The 16,827-nt window shown below is 53.1% G+C and carries 15 protein-coding genes; 5 read left to right on the top strand and 10 right to left on the bottom strand.

Going from position 1 to position 16,827, the window contains the following annotated elements:
- Positions 1–77: 77 nt before the first annotated feature.
- Entirely contained in the window at positions 78–1,289 is a 1,212-nt protein-coding gene (serB, locus tag NYR02_RS15255) for a phosphoserine phosphatase SerB (RefSeq protein WP_260977215.1), read from the bottom strand.
- Positions 1,290–1,325: 36 nt separating this feature from the next.
- A complete protein-coding gene (locus tag NYR02_RS15250; RefSeq protein WP_260977214.1) occupies positions 1,326–1,496 on the bottom strand; it encodes a hypothetical protein in 171 nt (56 codons plus the stop codon).
- 199 nt (positions 1,497–1,695) lie between these two features.
- Here NYR02_RS15250 and NYR02_RS15245 point away from each other — a divergent pair, with 199 nt between their 5' ends.
- The 3 genes from NYR02_RS15245 to NYR02_RS15235 all read left to right on the top strand — a co-directional run bounded on the left by NYR02_RS15245 (position 1,696) and on the right by NYR02_RS15235 (position 4,677).
- Positions 1,696–3,018, top strand: a complete 1,323-nt coding sequence (locus NYR02_RS15245; protein ID WP_260977213.1) for an adenylate/guanylate cyclase domain-containing protein — start codon at positions 1,696–1,698, stop codon at positions 3,016–3,018.
- Between the two features lie 106 nt (positions 3,019–3,124).
- The gene (locus tag NYR02_RS15240; protein WP_260977212.1) at positions 3,125–4,237 is read left to right on the top strand and encodes a hypothetical protein; all 1,113 of its coding nucleotides are present in this window, start codon (positions 3,125–3,127) and stop codon (positions 4,235–4,237) included.
- An 11-nt stretch (positions 4,238–4,248) separates the two neighbouring features.
- Complete coding sequence (locus NYR02_RS15235; protein ID WP_260977211.1) at positions 4,249–4,677, top strand: type 2 periplasmic-binding domain-containing protein; 429 nt, start codon at positions 4,249–4,251, stop codon at positions 4,675–4,677.
- 82 nt (positions 4,678–4,759) lie between these two features.
- Here the strand turns inward: NYR02_RS15235 and NYR02_RS15230 are convergent, their stop codons facing one another.
- The 3 genes from NYR02_RS15230 to NYR02_RS15220 form a co-directional block, all read right to left on the bottom strand.
- A complete protein-coding gene (locus NYR02_RS15230) occupies positions 4,760–5,344 on the bottom strand; it encodes a tRNA-uridine aminocarboxypropyltransferase (RefSeq protein WP_260977210.1) in 585 nt (194 codons plus the stop codon).
- On the bottom strand, positions 5,344–8,178 hold the full coding sequence (gene uvrA / locus NYR02_RS15225; protein ID WP_260977209.1) for an excinuclease ABC subunit UvrA: 2,835 nt from the start codon (positions 8,176–8,178) through the stop codon (positions 5,344–5,346). The genes NYR02_RS15230 and uvrA overlap by 1 nt, the downstream gene beginning before the upstream one ends.
- 64 nt (positions 8,179–8,242) lie before the next feature.
- A complete protein-coding gene (locus NYR02_RS15220; protein WP_260977208.1) occupies positions 8,243–8,923 on the bottom strand; it encodes a LuxR C-terminal-related transcriptional regulator in 681 nt (226 codons plus the stop codon).
- Between the two features lie 276 nt (positions 8,924–9,199).
- On the opposite strand from NYR02_RS15220, the gene NYR02_RS15215 reads away from it, so the two are divergent.
- Both NYR02_RS15215 and ssb read left to right on the top strand, forming a co-directional pair.
- Positions 9,200–10,600 carry an MFS transporter gene (locus NYR02_RS15215; protein ID WP_260977207.1) on the top strand — a complete coding sequence of 467 codons (1,401 nt, stop codon included), beginning with the start codon at positions 9,200–9,202 and terminating at the stop codon, positions 10,598–10,600.
- Complete coding sequence (gene ssb, locus NYR02_RS15210; RefSeq protein WP_260977206.1) at positions 10,584–11,270, top strand: single-stranded DNA-binding protein; 687 nt, start codon at positions 10,584–10,586, stop codon at positions 11,268–11,270. The genes NYR02_RS15215 and ssb overlap by 17 nt, the downstream gene beginning before the upstream one ends.
- A gap of 87 nt (positions 11,271–11,357) precedes the next feature.
- Here ssb and NYR02_RS15205 read toward each other — a convergent pair whose 3' ends face one another.
- From NYR02_RS15205 to ettA, 5 genes are all read right to left on the bottom strand, one after another.
- Complete coding sequence (locus tag NYR02_RS15205) at positions 11,358–12,362, bottom strand: cytochrome-c peroxidase (protein ID WP_260977205.1); 1,005 nt, start codon at positions 12,360–12,362, stop codon at positions 11,358–11,360.
- An 83-nt stretch (positions 12,363–12,445) separates the two neighbouring features.
- Positions 12,446–13,666 carry a molybdopterin molybdotransferase MoeA gene (gene moeA, locus NYR02_RS15200; RefSeq protein WP_260977204.1) on the bottom strand — a complete coding sequence of 407 codons (1,221 nt, stop codon included), beginning with the start codon at positions 13,664–13,666 and terminating at the stop codon, positions 12,446–12,448.
- 14 nt (positions 13,667–13,680) lie between these two features.
- Positions 13,681–14,346: a fumarylacetoacetate hydrolase family protein gene (locus NYR02_RS15195; RefSeq protein ID WP_260977203.1), complete on the bottom strand. Its 666-nt coding sequence runs from the start codon at positions 14,344–14,346 to the stop codon at positions 13,681–13,683.
- Between the two features lie 88 nt (positions 14,347–14,434).
- On the bottom strand, positions 14,435–14,800 hold the full coding sequence (locus tag NYR02_RS15190; protein ID WP_260977202.1) for a PilZ domain-containing protein: 366 nt from the start codon (positions 14,798–14,800) through the stop codon (positions 14,435–14,437).
- A 168-nt stretch (positions 14,801–14,968) separates the two neighbouring features.
- The gene (gene ettA, locus NYR02_RS15185) at positions 14,969–16,630 is read right to left on the bottom strand and encodes an energy-dependent translational throttle protein EttA (RefSeq protein WP_260977201.1); all 1,662 of its coding nucleotides are present in this window, start codon (positions 16,628–16,630) and stop codon (positions 14,969–14,971) included.
- Positions 16,631–16,827: the final 197 nt, after the last annotated feature.

Raw genomic sequence — 16,827 nt, 5'->3', positions numbered from 1 at the left:
CCTCTCTGACAGACACAAAAAAGCCCGGCAGTACCACAATACTGAACCGGGCTTTTTTGTGAGTACAGTCTGCAGACTTATTCGAGAATATCGCGATCGCGGTACCCCAGAAGATACAGAATGCCATCCAGTCCCAGGGTAGAAATGGCATTTTTAGCATTTTCACGCACCAAAGGTTTGGCGCGGAAGGCAATGCCCAGACCGGCAATACTCAGCATCGGCAAATCATTCGCGCCATCACCAACCGCGATGGTTTGCTCCAGACGAATGCCTTCTTTTTCTGCCAGTTCACGCAGTAGCTCAGCCTTACGCTGACCATCAACAACACGCCCGGTGACACGCCCGGTAACGATGCCATCTTCCATTTCCAGTTCATTCGCATACACATAATCGATGCCCAGTTTTTCCTGCAAATAGCGGCCAAAGTAATTAAAACCACCCGACAGAATGGCAGTTTTATAACCCAGTGCTTTCAGGTTACGGATCAGACGCTCAGCCCCCTCTGTTACCGGCAGTTGCTCCGCAATGCCTTGCAGCACATCACCGCTCAGTCCTTTAAGCAATGCGACGCGCTGTTCAAAGCTCTGGATAAAGTCCAGCTCGCCCTGCATGGCGCGTTCAGTGATTTCCGCCACTTGCTCACCAACACCGGCGGCACGGGCCAGCTCGTCAATCACTTCGGCTTCAATCAGGGTTGAATCCATATCGAAGCAGACTAAGCGACGGGTACGGCGATAAACATCGTCTTCCTGAAACGCAATATCCACACCCAGCTCGTTAGCCACCTGCAGGAATTGCGCGCGCATAACGCTTTGCTCAGCCTCGCCACGGACGGAGAACTCGACGCAGGCACGGGTATTCTGCTCGGTCTGAACCAGAGGCACACGTCCGGACAGACGGTTGATCTGGTCAATATTCAGACCATGCTCGGCGACAATCGCGGTGATGCGTGAAATGGCATCAGCCTCAATCGCCCGTGCGAGCAAGGTAATAATGTGCCGGGGTTTGCCCTGCCCATGCACCCAATGCTCATAACTTTCAGGAGTTACCGGGGTAAAACGCACGGACAAACCCAGCTCGTGAGCTTTGAACAGTACGTCTTTCAATACTGGTCCCGATTCGGCACGGGAAGGAATGGCGGCCAAAATACCCAGCGACAAGGTATCGTGGATTTCGGCCTGGCCAATATCAAGAATGGTGACATCATATTGCGCCAGAATGGCGCTGATGCTTGAGGTTAACCCGGGCTTATCGGCCCCAGTCACGCGGATTAGAACCAATTCAGTCACGGATGCTACACCTGCAGGCAGATCGGTTTGATGCAATTACAGTTTGCCGGCGTCAGCTTTGGCAGCCGCCACAACCGCGCGCAACTCTTCGATCAGGTCAACGGTTTCATGCACAGACAGCGCGCGTATGCGGTCAACGCTCATCAGGTACAGACCTTTTTCCAGTTGTTGCAGCTTATCTTGCAGAGACTGTTTCACGTCGCTCATGGTGAATCCCCATTCATCAAAATTATAAATTCGGTTTACAGCAAATCCGGATTGTTCATCCACAGCCTCATAAGAGTGCCAAGTATTGCCGTTTCGCCCTAGCGTTACCGCAGGCGGCGCATATAATACCACCAATGTTGAGGAAATCTTCGTTTGTTTGAGTAATGTGATGCGGATCGCCAGCCTGATTGGGCAAAAGTTGAATACAAGTCAAATTTGCGGCCTGCTCGCAGCCTTTCTGATTTTACTGACAGGCCTGCTGATCAGCAGTCTGACTTACACCCACCTTGAAACTCAGCTGTCCGCCAAGTTACGCCAGGATGCCCAGCGCCAACTGCAGCGTCTGACCGTTGCTCTGGCTCCCAGCCTGCTGCGTCAGGATCGCATCAGCATCAGCCTGACGCTCAGCGACTGGAGTAAAGGACCGGAAATCGACGCCATTCGGGTGCTCAATGCCAATCAGCAGGTCATCGCCGAAAGCGGCCGCCCGGCACCTGACAGCATTGAGCTGAGCCAACCGGTCACTCAGGACAACTTATCCATCGGCTTACTGCGCGCCGATATCAATTTCAGCAGCGCCAGTCAAACCGCACGCCGTTATCTGGCACTGGGCCTGATTGCCAGCGCGCTGGCGGCATTGCTTGCGGCACTGGTGGTTTACCAGCTGAGTGAGCACTACCTGAATTACCTGCGCCAACTGCAACTGCGTCTGCACAACTGGCAGGAAGGCAAAGACCTGTTACATCTGCCACCGCCACCTTACTTGTCCGATTTACAGCAACTGCACAGCACGCTGAATAAAATAGCGTTGCGAGAACAACAACAGCGCGCCATGCAGGATGCGCTCGGCCGCTTTATTTCTGCGTCGCCAGCCACGGGTGAGTTGCTGCGCTACCATGACTGCGCCTTGCTCTTTATTGAGATTCAGGATCTGGAAGTACTGCAAAGTCGCCTCAGTGCCGAACAACTGGGCCAAACACTGAACCAGTATCACCGTCTTCTGTCGCATGCCGCCAAACTCTACAACGGCAAACTGGATCGCTACCTGGGCGATGGCGTTGTGATGCTGTTCGGTATGTCACGCGATCCGCAATCCGGCCACGAACACGAAGCCTTACACTGTCTTTATGCGGCCCAATTATTCCTCGGCCTGATCGATCACCTGCGTGATCACGACCGTAAAACACTGCCGATCGAATTCCGCGTCGCCGCTCACTGGGGCCCGGTTTTGATGGCGCCATTGAGCGATGACGAACAAGTGCAGTGCAGCCTGATCGGCGATACCGTGCACTGGGCTTCGCATCTGGCGACCAATGGTGAAGAACGACGCCTGCTGGTCAGCCATGCCCTGCTCAACCACATTCCTCAGGATGCCGGTATTGCCTGGGAAGAAGGGCCACTGGTGTCTGATTTACACGGGCGCGAGCAAGCCAGCTACTGGCTGAACAGCCTGGCTGAAAAAAATCAGCTGTTAATTAAACGCCAGATAAAACACATCACAGCCATGACAGAAAGTGCCTGATAATAAATACACGTCCAAAAGCATAAAAATAAAAACTCTGCCAATTTGAACTATTCAATACCTCTACTAAGGTTATTTGTGATAACCAACTGTAGAGGATACATCCATGGTTCTTCGTAAATCTGGTCTGGCAGCTGCTGTGCTGCTGGCCTGCAGCCCCGCTGCTTTTTCTGACGATTTAAATATCAATGGCTTTGTCAGCGTCGGAGCCAGTGTTTTATCAAATACCGATGTGCACATTGGTAATTATGATGACAATGCGTCGTTCAGCAACGACACCATTGTCGGTCTGCAGATCAGTAAGCAGGTAAACGACACAACGTCTGCCACCGCGCAGCTGGTTTCACGCGGAACCGAAGATTACAACACCGAAGCTGCATGGGCTTACATTACCTACGCCGCCACCGAAGACTTAGATGTTCGCTTTGGTCGTCTGCGTACGCCATTCTTCTATTATTCCGACTTCCTGGAAGTCGGTTATGCCTATAACTGGATTCGACCATCCGGTGAGGTGTACCGCCTGGATACATTCTCATCCATCAATGGTGTCGACTTTACCCAACGCTTCAGCACCGGGTCTGTTGATGGTTCGGTGCAGTTCTATTACGGTCGTTTCAGTGATGACTTCACCCCCGTCGACGAAACATACAACATTGAGCTGCGCAACTTTACCGGTGTGGTTCTGAACCTGACACAAGGCGATTTTGGTGCCCGCCTGAGCTATCACCAGGCAGATATGTATATGCCTGAGCTGGGAACCAAAACGGGAGCGCTTGATGGCCTTATCACTGCGGCAACCGGAGCAGGCGTCGGCGATAAATTCGTTCCGGACGGTGAAACCACCAGCTTCTATGAAGCAGCGGTCACTTACGATAACGGCGATATGTTTTTTATTGCCGAATGGACCGCACTGAATCATGAAACAGCCATTTTTAATGATGACACCGGTTATATGGTGAGTGCAGCCAAACGTTTTGATGATACGACCATCCACCTGACCTACTCCAATCAAAGCGATGACTTGGAATCCGGCACCGTTGGTCAGATTCAGAAAAATCTGGAAGGTAAAGAAAGCAGCATCACATTAGGTGCGCGTTTTGATTATGACACCAGTACCGCTTTCAAAGTTGAAGCTCAGTATCAGGACGAAGATACTTACCTGGGTGCTCCCGGCGAATCCGGCATGCTGTATTCTGTCGCTGTTGACCTGGTATTTTGAGGAGAGAGACCATGAAATTATTTAAATCAATCTCCAAAATTGCGATTGGCCTGACTCTGCTGATTGGCTCTTTGGTTCACGCTGAAGTCGCCGTGATTGTCAGTGCATCCAATGCCAATGCGGCGTTGGATCAAGATACCATTTCACGGGTATTTCTGGGCAAGACATCAAACTTTCCCGATGGCAGTCAGGCAATCCCGGTCGATCAGACAGAGGGGGCTGCCAGTCGTGAAGCCTTTAACGATAAAGTGTTGGGCAAAAGCTCCAGTCAGCTGAAAGCCTACTGGTCACGCCTGATTTTTACCGGTAAAGGTACGCCGCCAAAAGAATCTGGTTCGGATGCTGAAGTCAAAGACCTGGTCGCTAAAAATCCTAACCTGATCGGTTATGTCGATGCCTCGGTGGTCGATGGTTCCGTTAAGGTTGTCTTTAAATTCTGATTTTGCTGAGAATTTAAGACACTAAAAAGGCGCTTCGGCGCCTTTTTATTTTCCTGCGTTTTCATATCGTCTCAACATGCGGTCAACCCTTATGACCAAAGCCCTGTTGAATTTCGACCATTTTATTCAACACCTGCAACAAAGGTTCATACTCGTTTACAGGGTCCAGCCATTCCAGTGCCGCAACGCCTGCTTCAATGGTCGATAAGCCACCCCGCTGCCGTGAAGAACGAATGGCATAACGGCTGGGCTCGGCAGGATTCAGTGCGATATGTGGCAAGTCATTCAACCAGGGATTTAAATGCAATAAACGCCGGACTTTACGCCAGGTTCCATCCAGTATCAGCAATTGTTTAATATCACCACGTGCGGTATCGGTCAGCGGCGGTTTATGTGTAAAAGGATACAGCAACGCCGTTGTCGTCAGATCATCTGACGGCAGAATATCCTGAGGCTGAAGCGTATCGGCAACAACCAGACGGCTGCCGGCAATACTTTTATGCAGTAATGGCGCTGTCGACAAAGGATGTCGTGCTTCCGTCGGGTCCTGCCAGATAATCAGCTGTAGCGGACTGTGCAGTTGTTTCAGGTATAGACACAAGCACACCGACAGCGGACGCTGGCACTGCTCACAGTGCCGGCGTTTTTGCAGATGCTCTTCACTCATTATTTACGTGGTTTAAGCAACGCTTTAAGAAAATGACCGGTATGCGAGGCTTTGTTTTTCACCACGTCTTCCGGTGTGCCTTCAGCGATAATATACCCTCCTTTGGAGCCACCTTCGGGGCCAAGATCGACAATCCAGTCGGCGGTTTTAATCACATCCAGATTATGCTCAATCACCACGACGGTATTACCGTCGTCGCGCAAACGGTGAAGCACCGCCAGTAATTGCTCAATATCGTGAAAATGCAGACCCGTGGTTGGCTCATCAAGAATATACAGCGTTTTTCCGGTATCCCGTTTCGACAATTCTTTCGCCAGTTTCACCCGCTGGGCTTCACCACCGGATAACGTGGTTGCCGCCTGTCCAAGACGGATATAACTCAGACCAACGTCCATCAGCGTCTGTAATTTACGTGCCACGGCCGGAATCGCATCGAAGAACTCACGCGCATCTTCAACCGTCATATCCAGCACTTCGTGAATATTTTTGCCTTTATAACGGATATCCAGAGTTTCGCGGTTATAACGCTTACCTTTACAGATATCACAGGGCACATAAATATCGGCGAGAAAGTGCATTTCCACTTTGATAACACCGTCACCCTGACAGGCTTCACAGCGTCCGCCTTTGACGTTAAAAGAAAAGCGTCCGGCTTTGTATCCGCGTGAACGGGATTCCTGAGTGCCGGCAAATAATTCCCGTACCGGTGTAAAAATACCGGTATAGGTGGCCGGGTTGGAACGCGGTGTGCGTCCAATCGGACTCTGATCAATATCGACGACTTTATCCAGCTGCTTGAGGCCAACGATAGAATCGTATTCAGCCGCTTTCAGGGTCGTGGCACCATTCAGTGCAGTCGAAGCCAGCGGGAATAATGTACGGTTAATCAGAGTCGATTTACCGGAGCCGGATACACCAGTCACGCAGGTCATCAGTCCCAGCGGAATGGTCAGATCGACATTATTCAGGTTATTGCCACGCGCGCCTTTTAACTGCAGGACTTTATCCTGATCGTAAGGCGTGCGCACTTCCGGAATATGGATGGATCGTTTGCCAGACAAAAATTGTCCGGTAATCGAGTTCGGATTCGCAAAAACCTGCTCTGGCGTTCCCTGAGCAATAATCTCACCACCATGCACACCCGCGCCCGGACCGATATCAATTAAATAATCGGCACTGCGGATAGCATCTTCATCGTGTTCGACCACCAGCACGGTGTTACCCAGATCACGTAAGTGAAACAGGGTTTGCAGCAAGCGATCATTGTCACGCTGATGCAAACCGATCGACGGTTCATCGAGGATATACATAACCCCGACCAGACCCGCACCAATTTGTGAGGCCAGACGGATACGTTGTGCCTCACCACCGGACAAAGTATCCGAGCTGCGGTTCAGCGTCAGGTATTCGAGTCCGACGTTAACCAGAAAGCGCAGACGTTCGCGGATTTCTTTCAGAATTTTTTCGGCGATCTCACCACGGTGACCAGCAAGGTGCAGCTCGGTGAAATAATCAAATGCCTGTTCAACCGGCATCGCCGTACAGGCGTGAATGGTTTTATCGCCCACAAACACATTGCGCGCTTCAATCCGTAAGCGCGAGCCTTCACAGGATGGGCATGGCTGCACACTGAGATATTTGCTCAGTTCTTCGCGTACCATCTGCGAATCGGTTTCGCGGTAACGGCGTTCAAGGTTAGGCAGCACACCTTCAAAAGGATGCGCTTTAATAATCTGGTCGCCACGGGAATTAACGTAATTAAAATTCACCGCTTCATCGCCACTGCCGTAGAGCAGCACGTCACGTTGTTTGACGCTTAATTTGCCAAAATTTTTCTCAATATCGAAGCCATAATGTTCGGCGACTGAACTGAGCATCTGATAATAGTAAATACTGCGGCGGTCCCAACCCCGGATCGCGCCTTCGCCAATACTCAGGTTCTGATCATGCACAACCAGATCAGGGTCAAAATATTGTTTTACCCCCAGGCCATCACAGCTGGTACAGGCACCGGCCGGGTTGTTAAAAGAAAACAGACGCGGCTCAAGTTCCGACAAGCTGTAACCACAGTGCGGGCAGGAGAACTGAGAAGAGAACAGTAATGGTTCAGCCTTGTCGTCGTCCATAGAGGCAACCAGTGCCAGTCCGCCGCTCAGTTCCAGGCAGGTTTCCAGCGACTCTGACAAACGCTGTTCAATACCTTCCTTCACTTTAAAGCGATCGACGACGACTTCGACGCTGTGCTTGCGACGCTTGTCCAACTCTGGCGTGTCATCAAGGTCGCATACCAGACCATTCACCCGCACACGGATAAATCCTTGCGAGCGCAGACTGTCAAACACATGCAGATGCTCACCTTTGCGGTCACGCACCACCGGAGCCAGAATCATGTGCTTACTGTCGTCCGGAAGATCCATAATGCTGTCGACCATCTGGCTGACGGTTTGCGCTTCAAGCGCAACATCATGTTCAGGACAGCGGGGAATGCCTACGCGGGCAAACAGCAAACGCAGGTAGTCATAAATTTCGGTAACAGTACCCACAGTGGAACGCGGGTTATGGGAAGTGGACTTCTGTTCAATAGAAATCGCCGGTGACAGACCTTCAATCAGATCAACATCCGGCTTTTCCATCATCGACAGGAACTGACGGGCATAAGTCGACAGGGATTCAACGTAACGGCGCTGTCCTTCCGCATAGAGCGTATCAAATGCCAAAGAGGATTTGCCCGAGCCACTCAGCCCCGTAATAACGACCAGCTTGTCGCGGGGAATATCGATATCGATATTTTTGAGATTGTGGGTACGGGCCCCTCTCACCTGAATCTTATCCATAGACGACTCATCACATCAGAGAAAAGCCGCCATTGTAGTGCATGCAGAGGTTGGGTTCAGCCGCTTATTCAACTGATTCGTGCAACAGGTCTTCCATATATTCTTTAGCCCAGTTCACCGCCTGAATACGGTTGCCCGCACCGATCTTTTTGAACAGGTTGTAAATATGGGTTTTAACCGTGTGCATACTGACGTTGAGCTTGTCCGCAATCTCGATATTGGTCGCGCCAGTCGCGGTTAACCGCAGAATCTGCTTCTCGCGCTTGGTCAGTACCGTGGTCGTGGTGTTCATTTTACGTGGCTTGTGGCGGGTGCGCTCAAGATACTGCCCCACTAACTGGCGTGGCAGCCAGTATTCCCCTTCAAACAGACCCACAATACCTTTGCTCAGTTGCTGCTGTGAGCATTCGCGATAGAACAGGCCATTCACCATCGGCCAGGCCATCAGGCGCTCGACCGGATGATTATGCGGGGTATTGAAAAAAGCCACTTTTATATCCACCGGCTGTTCGTACACCTGTTCCAGCAGATCATGCAACTTCTCCGGACGAGCACACTCGGCATCAACCAGAACCAGTGTTTTACAGGGATAGCGATTCCAGTCTTCACGCCATTCCGGCACGCTGACCAACTGGCAGTCGATGTTGGTACGCTGATGAATGTAACCAATGAGGATGGAATTCTGCAGATTTTGTTGGCCGAACAAGATAATGCGACGACCAGGGAGACTTGTCTGACGATCCATAACATAACTCCTTTATGCCAGTGGGTGATCCGTAACCGGTCTTCCGAAACCAGTGCTAAGAGTGTACGCAATCCGCTGCAAATTGCCACTTGAGCATGACTTTTTTTCGTAGTTTTACGGATTGACCTACTGCTTTTTAAGGAACCTTAGTACCAATAAAGAAGCTGGCAGAAAACAATCAATCAACAGATAACCACGCTTAAGACTTAATCCACAGACGGCATTGCTGTTAAACTGGCGCACTTTTTAGCTGTGCCAACCGGAATACCTGTGAGTATGTCGAGTTCTACCCCTCCTGAAACAGTACAAAGCGGAGTGTCCGCCGCCGAACAACGCGCGGTTGTCTCTCTTGCGTCACTCTATGCCCTGCGCATGCTCGGGCTGTTTATGGTGCTGCCAGTGATGATGATTGAAGGCCAGAAGCTGGACGGTGCCACACCGCAGCTGCTCGGCCTGGCCATGGGTGTCTACGGCCTGACGCAGGCACTCTTGCAGATACCCGCCGGTACGCTGTCTGACCGCTTTGGCCGCAAACCTATTATTATCGGTGGCCTGCTGATTTTTGCCCTTGGCAGCCTGATCGCCGCCAGTGCCGACAGCGTTTACGGCGTAATTCTTGGCCGGGCACTACAAGGTGGTGGAGCCATTGCCAGTGCCATTATGGCGCTGGTGACCGACCTGACCCGCGAAGAAAACCGCATGAAGGCTATGGCTTCCATCGGTGCCAGCATTGGTTTGTCATTCTCGGTGGCGCTGGTTCTTGGCCCCTGGCTTGCTGGTATGGGTGGCCTGAGTCTTATTTTTGGTCTGACCGGCGTACTCGCCCTGCTGGGTATTCTGGTGACGCTGTTTATTATTCCAACCCCACCAGCACTGCCCCACCGTGATGCATCAGCGGTATTGAGCGAAGTCGGTATTCAGCTGCGTAATACCCAGTTGTGGCCTCTTAACCTGGGAATATTTCTGCTGCATGCCTTGATGGTGGCCATTTTCATCGCCATTCCCGGCCAATTGCTCAAACTGGATTTGCCGGCTGAGCATCACAGCTGGTTGTATTTGCCGGTACTGCTCAGTGCGTTTGTACTGATGGTGCCGTTTATCATCATTGCCGAAAAACGCCGCAAGATGAAAAGCGTAGTAATCATCGGTGCCAGCGTTATCGCCATTAGCCTGTTTGGTATGTCAGCCGCTTCTGAAATGTGGCATTGGGTGGTGCTGATGCTGCTGTACTTCTGGGGCTTCAATCTGATGGAAGCCAGCCTGCCGTCCTGGCTGAGCAAGATTGCTCCGGCCGGAGCAAAAGGCAGCGCTATGGGCATTTATTCCAGCATGCAGTTCCTCGGCGCATTTGCCGGCGGCAGCCTTGGCGGCTGGCTGATGAGTCAGTATGGCAGCAGTGCATTATTTGTCGGACTGGGGGCATTAGTGATACTTTGGGCGCTGCTTATGACACAGTCTTCCGCCCCACAGCACCTGACCAGTGTGCGTCTGGACAGCGCGGATGGCTGCAGCGAACAACAACTTGCACAACTGATGGCACTGGCCGGAGTCTCGGAAGTCAGTCTGCTTGCCAGTGAAGGCGCAATCTATTTAAAAGTCAGTGCTGATGCCTTTGATCGAACACAGGCATTAGCCATCATTCATTCCACAGGAGAAGAGCATGGGTCGCAGCGTTAACAAAGTGACACTCATTGGTACTCTGGGTCGTGACCCTGAAGTTCGTTATATGCCGAATGGCAACGCCGTGGCCAATCTGACACTGGCCACCGACGAAAGCTACAACGACAAACAAACCGGTCAGAAAGTAGAGTCGACCGAATGGCACCGTATTACCGTGTACGGCAAGCTGGCGGAAATCATCCAGCAGTACCTGAAAAAGGGCTCAAAAGCCTATTTCGAAGGTAAGCTGCGCACCCGTGAGTGGGAAAAAGACGGCGTTAAGCGCTACACCACCGAAATCATCGCCAACGATATGATGATGCTGGATGGCCGTGGCGACAACATGGGTTCTTACTCTGCGCCATCACAGCCGATGGGTCAGCCGATGAGCGCACCCCAGGGTTATCAACAAGCGCCACAGGCGGCGCCACAACAAGCTCCGATGGCAGCTGCTCAGGCTCCGCGCGGTTATCAGCAAGCTCCACAGCATGCTCCGCAACAAGCGCCACAGCATGCTCCGCAACAAGCGCCACAACATGCTCCGCAACAAGCACCACAACAGGCTCCGCAACAGCCAGCCTACCAAGGTGGTTATCAGCAGCCTGCCCAGGCTCCTGTACAGCAGCCACAGCATGCACCACAGCCAAGCAACAGCTTTGACGATTTTGATGATGACATCCCGTTCTGATTCACTCGCTCTGTGAGCTAAACGGTTGAGGAACAATAAAAAGCCCTGCATTTGCAGGGCTTTTTATTGTCTGTTGTTCGGTGCCGGTTACGGCCGCTGCAGTGCCGCCGGCATAGGCGCGGTAACCGCCTGCAGGAACGTCTGAATCGCCTGATTATCATCAGCACTCAGTGTTCGTCCCAGCTGTACCTTGGCCATAATATCAACCGCATCCTTCAGCTCGGCGACCGAGCCGTCATGAAAATACGGCGCCGTCTGAGCGGCATGACGCAATGGCGGCACTTTAAAGACCCGGCGATCACTTTCTTTGCCAGTAAATGCCATACGGCCAATGTCTTCCTGAGAACCGGTATACAGCGTGTAGTCGGCCACGATGCCAAATTTCTGGTAAGAAGTTCCGCCCAGTAAGCGCCCATTGTGGCAGCCTGCACAGCCGGTATTAATAAAGGTTTTCAGCCCCTGTTTTTGCGCTGCATTCAGAGCCTGCACATCCCCCTGCAGATAACGGTCAAAAGCAGAGGTTGTCACCAGATGCTCCTGGTAAGCGCTCAGGGCTTTACCCCAGTTGGCAGCGGTTACGCCGTCGTCGTACAGCGCATTAAAGCGTTCATTCAGGTCTGGCAGGGCTTTAATCACCGCCAGCGCTTCATCGGCCGAAGCATGGGCATAGGCCGGTGGCGCAGTCAGCGAACGGATCGCCTGATCAGCCAGAGATTCGCGGTCGCCGGTCCAGTGCATACTGATCTGCGGCACAATATCGACAATGGTCGGTGTATTGCGTTTACCTTGGCGGCCAAATGCTCCCAGCGCGGTTTTGCGTCCGTCGGCACCGCCTTTACTCTGTTCATGGCAGGTACCACAGTTGGTGCCATCACGACCGATACGCGTATCGAAAAATAACACCCTTCCCAGAGCGGCCTCCGCTTCTGAGGACTGCAATTGCGGCGCCTCTCCTGAGCCAAAAACAGCCTGAGCCTGCTGTTGCAGAGCATCGGCGCTGGCGGGTGCCGATAACATGGCACTCACAGCAGCGAAGGCCATCAGGCCTACTGCGATACGGGTCGATGCGACCGGTCGGGTAATCGGGATCATAAGTTACTCTTCGTCAGGTTGTGGACAACAAGCGGCGTAGGACGGGTATGACTCATGGGAGTTCCATTAGCCGACGAACAACACTATTCCAGTAAAGCATCAAAAGGCTCAATCATGACGCTTTCGCCCTCATTAACCGGTCCACGCATCTGTTCCAGTACGATGTAGCAGTTCGCCTGACTCATCGAACTGAGTACACCGGAGCTTTGCCCGCCGGTTGGCCGTACCATTACCTGACCCTGTTCATTCAGTTGCCAGATGCCGCGCTGAAAATCCGTACGACCGGGACTTTTGCGGATAACACTGGCGGCCAGCGCCGGTAAACGCAGCGGCTGCACCGGTGTCTCACCCGCCAGTTTGCGCAGCATCGGAGCGGCCAACTGATGCATGGTCACCAGCGCCGATACCGGGTTACCCGGCAAGCCAATAAATACGCTATTGGGCAGACGACCGCTGGCAAAGGGTTTGCCCGGTTTAATCGCCAGCTTCCAGAAACTGATTTCACCAAGCTCGGCGAGAATGTCTTTGGTGTAATCCGCTTCACCCACCGATACACCGCCAGAGGTAATGACCACATCGGCCAGACGGTCGGCCTGAATAAACGCCTGTCGTAACGCTTCCGGGCTGTCATCAACCTTCCCCAGATCCACCACGTCACAACCCAGACGCCGGGCAACAGCCGCCACGGTAAAACTGTTGCTCTGATAAATTTGCCCATCAGCTAACGGCTCACCCGGCATCACCAGCTCGTCACCGGTGGCCAGTAGTGCGACTTTTAATTGCGTATAAACACAGACCTGCGCAATACCAATACTGGCCAGCAAACCCAGATCCGCAGGCCGCAAGCGGCGACCGGCACGGAGAATAATCTCACCGGCACGAATGTCATCACCGCAATAGCGCACGTTATCGCCCTTCGGCACAGTCGAGTGAAACTGCACCTGGCCGTTTTCCAGCAAGGCGGCGTTTTCCTGCATAACCACGCTGTCAGCACCGGCGGGCAGCAGCGCGCCGGTCATAATACGGACACACCCGCCCTGACCAACCGCACCGGTATACGGATGGCCTGCCATGCTTTTACCCTGCAAGGTTAATTCACAGTCGGCACTTAAATCGGCGGCACGCACGGCATAGCCATCCATCGCCGAATTATCCGCCGGAGGTACGTTCAGCGTACTGCGTACATCCTCAGCCAGCACCCGGCCCAGCGCCTGTTCCAGACGAATGAATTCGTTACTGGTGCGCGCTTCAATCGCGCCCAGCAGGCTTTCCAGCGCCTGCGCCAGCGGCGTCAGACCAGGCATATCACAAGCCGCCATCAGTCAGTTTCTCCTACATGGCAACGAACCGTCAGCCAATCCTGCAGACGGGCTTCCAACTCGTCGCCAGGCAGCAGAGGGCCAACACCGGCTGGGGTGCCGGTCATAATGATGTCGCCCGGATTCAGCGTGAAAATCCGGCTCATATAGGCAATCAGCGGCAGCAGAGGGAACAGCATATCGGCGCTGTTCCCCTGCTGCTGCACCTGGCCATTACGCACCAGTGTCAGGCTCAGCTGTTGCCAGCTGTCCACCTTTGAGGCGGCAACAAAATCGCTCAGCGGGCAGGCACCATCAAAGCCTTTGGCAATTTCCCAGGGCTGGCCTTTGGTTTTCAGGCCGTCCTGCACATCGCGCAGAGTCAGGTCCAGCCCCAGGCCCACACCAGCAATGGCGGCCCGTACCTCATCTTCCGTGCTGTGGCATAAGCGCTGACCAATCAGCAGCGCGATCTCCAGCTCATGATGCACAGCGCCCTGCCCTTGCGGAATGCAGAACGACGGAGCCATAGATACCGCAGCATCGGCGGGCTTGATAAACAGAATCGGCTGACTGGGAACAGGATTGTTCAGCTCGCGGGCGTGTTCGGCGTAATTACGTCCGACACAGACAATTTTGCCGGTAGGCTGGGGGAAGGTCCGACCTTCAACAACGGGAAAATACATAGAAAAACGGCCTGATCAATATCACAGGCCGTTACTATACCTTGTCAGCAGGCTATCTTGTCAGCACAGGAGCGCTGCCAACAGACGTTTAATCCATTGCGGTTGGGCGGACCAGCTCAGCCAGTTCGCGGTGAACCGCGTTGGGGTCTGCCATATTAAGCTCCAGCAAACGGCGCAATGCCGTCATGCTGTCGAGATCCATCGAGTCGCAGGCACAGCCAACAACGTCATCATCGATATGCACCAGCGAACAACGCATTTCGATGGCCTCCTGCGGAGAGAGTACCAGTGTTACCACCAGTTGCTGCTCCAGACGCCAGTTCACATCCTGTGGGCGTACCAGCAAAACACCACGCAAACTGATATCCAGGCAATGGGTTTCCATGCGTTCGCCGCCGGTTTCGACCTGGACACGCTGAAGAAAATGCACACGCTTGAACTGCCGAGAATCCATGACTTACCTCTGTCACATTCCGGGACATTATGTCCACAGATGTATAAAGGTTTAGTTGGAATTACTGATATCGCAAACAGCGGCGGCTGCCGTTTGTGACAGAAAGGAGATCAGTGAGCAGAAGTCAGCCGCTGATAACGGCTGACTTCTGCCCCTGTTATCCGGCGTTTACGCCAGACGCTTGTACTTCATGCGCTTAGGCGACGCATCGTTGCCCAGGCGCTTTTTACGGTCGGCTTCGTATTCGGTGTAGTTACCTTCAAAGAAAGTTACTTTCGAATCGCCTTCGTACGCCAGAATATGCGTGGCAATACGGTCAAGGAACCAGCGATCGTGCGACACCACCATCACCGCTCCGGGGAAAGCCAGCACCGCTTCTTCCAGCGCCCGCAGGGTTTCTACGTCAAGGTCGTTGGACGGTTCATCCAGCAGCAGTACGTTAGCCCCTTGCTTCAGGGTATAAGCCAGTTGCAGACGGCCGCGCTCACCACCAGAAAGATCACCCACACGCTTCTGCTGATCACCGCCTTTAAAGTTAAAGCGGCCGATGTACGAGCGGCTTGGGTAATCTTTGCCGTTGATGTTGATCATATCCATACCGTCGGAGATGGATTCCCAGACGGTTTTCTTATCGTCCAGCTCATCGCGCAGCTGTTCGACAAACGCCAGTTTGACGGTTTCGCCCATCACCACACTGCCGGAATCCGGTTGCTCGGTACCGGCAATCATGCGGAACAGGGTCGATTTACCGGCACCGTTCCCCCCGATGATACCGACAATAGCGCCCGGCGGGACGGTAAAGCTCAGATCATCGATCAGCACACGATCGCCGTAAGATTTGGTGACGTTATGAAACTCGATGACTTTGTCGCCCAGACGCGGGCCTGGTGGAATATAAATCTCGTTGGTTTCGTTACGGGTCTGGAATTCGCGCGAGTTCATTTCTTCGAATGCTGCCAGACGCGCCTTGCTCTTCGCCTGACGCCCTTTAGCCCCCTGACGCACCCACTCCAGCTCATGTTTAATGGCTTTGGAGTGTGCCTCTTCCTGTTTCTTTTCCTGCTCTAAACGCTTTTCTTTGGTTTCCAGCCAGGTGGTGTAGTTACCCTCGTAAGGAATACCGTGACCACGATCAAGCTCCAGAATCCATTCCGCGCAGTTGTCGAGGAAGTAACGGTCGTGGGTAATCGCCACCACGGTGCCCGGATACTCTTCCAGGAACTGTTCCAGCCAGCCTACAGATTCGGCATCCAGGTGGTTGGTGGGTTCGTCCAGCAACAACATATCCGGCTTCGACATCAGCAGGCGGCACAATGCCACGCGGCGGCGCTCACCACCGGACAGTTTGGTCACATCCGCATCCCATGGCGGCAGACGCAGCGCATCAGCGGCAACTTCCATGTGGCGCTCCATGTCATGACCACCGGAGGCTTCAATAAAGGCTTCCAGCTGACCCTGTTTTTTCGCCAGCGCATCGAAATCAGCATCCGGCTCAGCGTATGCCGCGTAGACCGCATCCAGAGCGGCACGGGCGTCGAGCAGTTCGCGCAGACCATCTTCAACGTTACCTTTAACGTCTTTGGCCGGGTCCAGTTCCGGCTCCTGCGGCAGGTAGCCGATTTTCAGATCCGGCTGCGGACGGGCCTCACCAATAATGTCAGTATCCAGGCCCGCCATAATTTTCAGCAGGGTGGATTTACCGGAGCCGTTCAGGCCCAGCACACCGATTTTGGCGCCTGGAAAGAACGAAAGAGAAATATCACGCAGGATCTGGCGCTTGGGCGGAACAATCTTGCCCAGGCGGTTCATGGTGAATACATACTGTGCCATGGAAAATACCTCGTATCAGATGGCGGCAAAGCTACTGAAAAGCGCCGCTAATGGCAACATAACAGGCCATTGTCGTGGCTTTTTCTGCGTGCAGACACTATTGGCTGTGTCCAAAGTCACAGAAATGTCATCAGTACTTTATTAAGTCGCCTACACCCCGCCTGGCTGTCTATACTTCCGCCATGATGATTAATAAA

Origin of the sequence: Thalassolituus pacificus, assembly GCF_025318105.1 — a bacterium.
Taxonomy (GTDB): Bacteria; Pseudomonadota; Gammaproteobacteria; order Pseudomonadales; family Oceanobacteraceae; genus Venatoribacter; species Venatoribacter pacificus.
The sequence above is the reverse complement of the archived record's forward strand: the minus strand, read 5'-3'. Positions and strand labels throughout refer to the sequence as shown.